Below are 4,264 nucleotides of genomic sequence, written 5' to 3'. Positions count from 1 at the left end.
GGTGACCGTTCTTCTGGAAACCGGGATCCTGCCCATGGTCGAACCGGAAACGACCGTTCGCCTGGACACCGCCGCGGGATTGGTCACCGCCCGGGCCCAATGTCGCAACGGAAAATGTGAACGGGTCTATCTCGATTTCTTTCCAAGCTTCGTCGAACATCTCGACCACCCGCTTCATATCGAGGGGTTGGGCACGCTGACGGTGGATGTGGCCTTTGGCGGCTGCTATTTCGCCCTTGTCGACGCAAGGGCGCTGGGCGTCGAGATCGCCCCCCGAAATGCCCGCAAGCTGGTGGGCGATCTGGCCGCGCCCATCAGGAAAGCCGCACAGCGGCAAATCGAGGTTTGCCACCCTGAATTGCCCGACTTCGATCGGGTCGAATACATCCTTTTCTGCGACGGCGATGGACGCAACATCCGCAATGGCAACGTGATCTTTCCGGGGCGGATGGACCGCTCGCCGTGCGGCACCGGAACCGCCGCGCGCCTTTCGGTCCTGCATGCGCGCGGAGCGCTGGACATCGGAGAGCGGATCGAAAGCCGTTCGATCATCGACAGTGTGTTCACCGCCGAAATCACGGCCGCGACGATGGTAGGCGATCGCAAGGCGGTCCTGCCGCGCTTGTCGGGACGCTCCTGGATCTATGGGCGGCACCGGTTGGTGTACGACCCAAACGACCCGTTCCGCGAAGGCTATACGCTTTCGGACATTTGGGGTGACGGCTTCATAAACTGATCGCGACGAATGCGCTGAATATGCCATGCCATGCGTTAAATCTTCAATACATGACACGGTCCCAGCCCTACGATGATTTCATCGACCGACATGCACTGGGAGGATTTTCATGTCGAAACGGCTTTCAGGACCGACCCGCGATGCGGCACTGGCCTTGTGCGGTGCCGCTCTTGCCGGCACCATCGCCCTTGCCCCGGTGGCAAATGCTTCGGACACGCGTCTTCGCATCGCCGGCTCGCACGCGCCCGATCATAGCGCAACGCAGCGTCTCCAGGACATCAAGGCGGAGCTTGAGGGCGCCGATGTCGGTCTGAAGGTTCAGCTTTTTCCCGCCAATCAATTGGGATCGGGTGAGCAGGTCTTCGGGGACGTTCAAAAAGGCGCCATCGATATCGCGCACACATTTGTCTATTCGATCAACGATCCCAAGCTGGAAATCAACACCGTTCCCTATCTGGTCGAGAACTATGACCAGATGCGCAAGGTGTTCTCGCCCGGCTCGAACTTCTACCGCGCGTTTTCAGCGCTTCTGGACGAGCAGGACGTCCGCCTGCTGGGCATTGTGGGCGAAGGCTTCATCGGCGTCGGCGCGGCCAGGAAACCGGACAACGTCACCGATGTGGGCGACAAGGGCATGACCATCCGTGTCTGGTCTGCCAATGTGGCCAGGCAAACCGCTTCCGACATCGGCTTCAACACCACCACCATCGACTGGGGCGACGTCTTCCCGGCGCTGCAACAAGGCGTCGTGGACGGGGTGATCGGCGGAACGCCCGAAGCCAACTACACCTCCTTCAAGGATGCGATCGAATACTACATCCCCTACAACCCATTCGTGGAAAACACCGCCTACTATATGAGCGCGAAAAGCTGGGACGCGCTGGACGATGCCCAAAAACAGGTCGTCGAAGTGGCTTTTTCCAAAGCGGCGCTGGCCTCGTTCGACCAGTCCGAGGCAAAGGATGCGGAATTCACCACCAGGCTGTCGGAGGCCGGCGTGACCGTGATCGAGCTGTCCGACGAAGAACGGGCGGCGATTGCCGCCCATGTCCGTGCCACCACCTGGCCGAAGCTGGAAGAAGCCTTCGGCAAGGAACTGATGGACGCCCTGAAAGCGGACACCCGGTAACATCGATCGGGTGTGCTCGGGGTGTCGTGCGCCTGGACGCGACACCCCTTATTTCGCCGGGAGGGGATGATGCTGGACCATGTGCCGAACAGCATCCGAGCGCCATTGCGCGCAGTGCTGCTCGCCCAGAAAACGCTGCTGGTCCTGGCCAGCCTCACCATGGCGGTCGCGTTCTTTCTTGTCGTCGTCATACGCTACGGCTTTCGGGGCGATCTGTTTGCCTATGAGGAATGGGTGCTTGCGGTCGCCTTCTGGCTCTACTTCATCGGCGGTGCGCAGGGCAGTTGGGACGACACGCATATCAAGGCCGATTTCCTGTCGACCTTCATCGCCAACCCGAGCATGCGCTGGTTGCTGTCGGTGCTCACCAACGCGCTCGAACTGTTTGTCCTCTGCGTCCTGACCTGGTGGGCACTCGTCATGGTCGGCGAAGACGTTGCCAAATACCCCGGCTGGCCAACGACGGTGGCCTGGAAGATCCCCTACGCGTTGCCGCGGCTTGGCATCTGCGTCGGGCTCGCCCTGATGGCGGCCTACAGCCTGCTGCATCTTTACGTGAAGCTCAAACGTGGTGCCGCCGCCCATCAGGGGGCCTGACATGATCCTCGTCTTCACGCTCGTCATCCTTTGTGGCGGCCTGATCCTGGGCATGTCGGTCCCGCTGGCCTTCGGGCTGACCATGATCTATCTCGCCTGGGCCGGCGGGCATGATGTCACAACGCTGTTGCCGTCCGGGCACTGGCGGATGAACGCCTTGGTCCTGCTGGCCATTCCGCTGTTCATCATGGCCGGCGGTCTGATGGAGCGTGGCAAGATCGCCGCGCCGCTGGTTGCGCTGGCCGAACTGTTCGTTGGTCGCATCCGCGGCGGCCTGAGCGCGGCGGCCGTCGTCGCAAGCGCTGTTTTCGGATCGATTTCGGGGTCGGCTTCGGCCACGCTGACCTGCATCGGTTCCATCATGACGCCGCGGCTGCGCGAGGCCGGCTATCCGCGCGGGATTTCGGCGGCGATCATCGCCAATTCCGCGCCGCTCGGCCTGTTGATCCCGCCCAGCGCGATCCAGATCATCTATGCCTGGGTCACGCGCCAATCGGTTCTGCAATGCTTTCTGGCCACGGTCGTCCCCGGCCTGATCCTTGTTTGCCTGCTGATCATTGTGAATCTGGCCATGCTGCGCAAACACAGGGGCATCAAAACCCTCCCGCCATCGGAAAACATTGCCGCCGACCTGACACGGAAGAGCTGGAAAGCCTTCCCGGCCCTTCTGATGCCGGTGATCATCCTCGGCGGCATCTACGGGGGCATCATGACCCCGACCGAGGCCGCGGGCATCGCGGTGATCTACGCCATTCCGGTCGGCTTCTTCATTTACAAGGGCCTGACCCCGAAGAACTTCGTCGCGGCATTGATCGACACCGCCACCACGACCGGCGTGGTCATGGTGATGTTCTTCATGGTGATGATCGTCAGCCGCATGCTGATCTTCGAGGACATACCCGGCATCGCTCAGGATCTGATCTTTTCGGTTTCGGAGAACCCCATCGTGATCATGATCATGATCAATGTGGTGCTGATCCTGATCGGCATGCTGATGGATGACGTGTCCGGCATCCTGCTGGGCGCGCCGCTGCTGTTCCCGATCGTGACCGAACTGGGCATCGATCCCATCCAGTTTGCCGCGATCATCGGCGTCAATCTCGGCATGGGCAACATCACGCCTCCGACGGCACCGCTTCTTTATCTCGGCGCGCGGGTCGGCAGGGCGCCGGTCAACGAGATGATCGGGCCATCGCTGATCATGATCGCATTCGCCTGGCTCCCGACGCTGCTGATCACCACTTACGTGCCGGAGGTCTCCCTCTGGCTGCCCAACCTGCTCCTGGGCTGAGGTGATGCGATCCCCGGCAACCGCGCGCCCGGTCAGCCGCACGGACCGGCCTTGATCTCCTCGGCATGGGCCGTGCTGCGCCCGCTGGGGTCGAGGCGGAACACGCTGTCGTGCAGATGCCGAAGCAATTGCTTGCGGTCCCGGATCGGCGCCAGTTCGTGGGCGGGCATCACCTCTCCGATCCAGGCCTTGATCTGCTTGCCGTAGAGGCGCTGGAACTCGCGGATCAGGAGCGATGTGCGCAGCGTCAGCGAGAACTGGCTGACGAGATGGAAGACGCGCCCGTTCTGGCCCTCGAAATAGACCGGAACGACCGATGCATGGGCGGCCTGGACGAGCTTGGCCACGAACACCTTCCACGGCAGGTCGCGCGCCCGGCCAAGGCCCTTGGGCGCGGTGGCCACGCCCCCGGACGGAAAGACGATGACCGTCACCCCCTCCTTGAGCAGTTCGAGCGCCTCCTGGCGCGTCTTCAGGTTCAGCGCCAGCGCCTCCTTGGTCTCCTCGAACG

The 4,264-nt window shown here is 62.2% G+C and carries 5 protein-coding genes; 4 read left to right on the top strand and 1 reads right to left on the bottom strand.

The window, feature by feature from the left end; genetic code table 11:
- The 4 genes from AC5E6L_RS12440 to AC5E6L_RS12425 all read left to right on the top strand — a co-directional run.
- On the top strand, nt 1-736 hold a 736-nt coding region (locus AC5E6L_RS12440), incomplete at its 5' end, for a proline racemase family protein (protein ID WP_491773676.1).
- 109 nt (nt 737-845) lie between these two features.
- Complete coding sequence (gene dctP / locus AC5E6L_RS12435; RefSeq protein WP_491773674.1) at nt 846-1,865, top strand: TRAP transporter substrate-binding protein DctP; 1,020 nt, start codon at nt 846-848, stop codon at nt 1,863-1,865.
- A gap of 69 nt (nt 1,866-1,934) precedes the next feature.
- Entirely contained in the window at nt 1,935-2,462 is a 528-nt protein-coding gene (locus AC5E6L_RS12430; RefSeq protein ID WP_491228837.1) for a TRAP transporter small permease, read from the top strand.
- A 1-nt stretch (nt 2,463) separates the two neighbouring features.
- A complete protein-coding gene (locus AC5E6L_RS12425) occupies nt 2,464-3,753 on the top strand; it encodes a TRAP transporter large permease (protein WP_491228836.1) in 1,290 nt (429 codons plus the stop codon).
- A gap of 32 nt (nt 3,754-3,785) precedes the next feature.
- On the opposite strand, the gene AC5E6L_RS12420 is transcribed toward AC5E6L_RS12425, so the two are convergent.
- Nucleotides 3,786-4,264: lysophospholipid acyltransferase family protein (locus AC5E6L_RS12420; protein ID WP_491773671.1), on the bottom strand; the 479-nt coding region annotated here is incomplete at its 5' end.

Source organism: Roseitalea sp., from assembly GCF_984466335.1.
The sequence above is the reverse complement of the archived record's forward strand: the minus strand, read 5'-3'. Positions and strand labels throughout refer to the sequence as shown.